The sequence below is a fragment of the Chryseobacterium sp. C39-AII1 genome (assembly GCF_039672645.1).
Lineage (GTDB): Bacteria > Bacteroidota > Bacteroidia > Flavobacteriales > Weeksellaceae > Chryseobacterium.
This window is the reverse complement of the sequence record NZ_JBDFPQ010000037.1, coordinates 1-1,957: the sequence shown is the minus strand read 5'-3', so window position 1 is coordinate 1,957 and position 1,957 is coordinate 1. Positions and strand designations below refer to the sequence as shown.

Here is a 1,957-nt window from a genome sequence, read left to right as displayed (position 1 = left end):
TACAGTTCAAAAATGCAAAAGGGCAGCTTATATTGATGAGAAAATTCAATGGTAATGAGCAGGTGGATACCTACTATGTATATAATGAGTACAACCAACTTGCTTTTGTATTGCCTCCGAATTCTATAAACAAACCGATAACTGATGATTTGCTGAATGAGCTTTGCTACCAGTACCGCTACGACGGCTGGAACCGTATGGCAGAGAAAAAAGTTCCCGGGAAAGGTTGGGAATATATGGTGTATGATAAAGCAGACCGATTGGTGCTGAGTCAGGACGCCAATATGAGGCAAACAGGAAAATGGATGATCAGCAAATATGATCAGCTCGGAAGGCCTGCCTATACGGGAATAATCTCAGGAGGTACCCGAGAAAATATGCAAAGCCAGGCCGGAAATGTTGTCATTACAGAGACCAGAAGTTCCGGAGGCTTTACCCAAAATGGCATACAGATATACTATTCCAACAATTATTTTCATGTAATTGAAACTGCTTTATCCGTTAATTATTACGATACCTATCCTTCAGGCACGACAACCATTCCTACCCAGATCCTGGGGCAGAATGTATTGAAGCAGCTCGGGCAGAGCCCTATCTCCAGAAGCACCAAGACTATGCCTGTAGCCTCATTTGTGAAAAATATTGAAGATGATAACTGGACGCAAAATTATATCTGGTATGACAATAGCGGCAGAAATATCGGCGGACATACAATCAATCACCTGGGAGGATATACCAAAACAGAATCTGAGCTAGATTTTGCAGGGCTTGCAAAACAGACCAAAGTATATCATAAAAGGCTCAGCACAGATACTGAAAAAGTTATTGTACAGACTTTTAGCTATGACAGTAAAAACAGATTGCTGGTACATAAACATAAGGTAGACAATAATCCTGAGGAGATTTTAGCGCAAAATGAATATAATGAGCTTTCTCAGGTAAAGACTAAAAAAGTGGGTGGTACCGATATAGCGCAACCATTGCAAACGATGGATTATACCTACAATATCCGTGGATGGCTTACCAAAATTAATGATCCTGCGAATCTGAACGGTAAACTGTTTGGGTATGAAATAAAATATACCAATCCCGTATATACCAACATTGGGAGCGGAAGATACAATGGGAATATAGCCGAAGTAGACTGGAAAAATGCTTCAGAAGACGTCTTGAAAAGATATACCTATACTTATGACGATCTCAACAGGCTGAAAGATGCCATCTATACCGAACCCAATGCTACAACTCCGTTCAACAATAATTTTAATGAACATGTAACCTATGACTTAAACGGAAACATTGCTACACTTAAAAGAAATGCTTTTCCTGTTTTTGGAAATACATCAACACTGGTAGATGATCTGGTGTATCAGCACACCGGAAACCGACTGACAAAGGTTATTGAAAACTCCCTGAACGATACTGGGTACGAAGGAGGAAACAATACCATATCCTATGACCAGAACGGAAATATGAAAAATATGCTGGATAAAGGGATTCAGAATATCAATTATAACTTTTTGGATCTTCCGAATAACCTATCAATCGTACAAACTAATTTTTTAGGACAGTCTACTTCCTCAAATATAAGTTATTTATACCGCGCAGACGGCACAAAACTGAGAAAACTATACACGACTCTTGGGGGAAGAGGCTCTACAAATACTACGAGTACAACAGAATATCTGGATGGTTTTCAGTATGAAAATTTTGAAGGAGGTGGAATGTGCTTAACATGTAAAACGGAAACAGCCTATGAAGAGCAGGCCTATACTTCAAGAGAAGTAATAGGAAAACCTATTGCTCCGGTTTGGGTTTTGGATTTTGTAGCCACCTCTGAAGGATTTTACAGTTTTAGAGAAAACCGCTATATTTACCAATATCAAGATCATTTAGGAAATACGAGAGTAAGCTTCTCGAAAACCAGCGCAGGCGTTCTTGAAACAAAAGATACCAA

1 pseudogene is annotated in these 1,957 nt (G+C 39.3%); it reads left to right on the top strand.

Going from position 1 to position 1,957, the window contains the following annotated elements:
- Nucleotides 1–35 precede the first annotated feature (35 nt).
- A pseudogene (locus tag ABEG63_RS21470) lies at nucleotides 36–1,957 on the top strand (RHS repeat-associated core domain-containing protein); the annotation flags it as partial.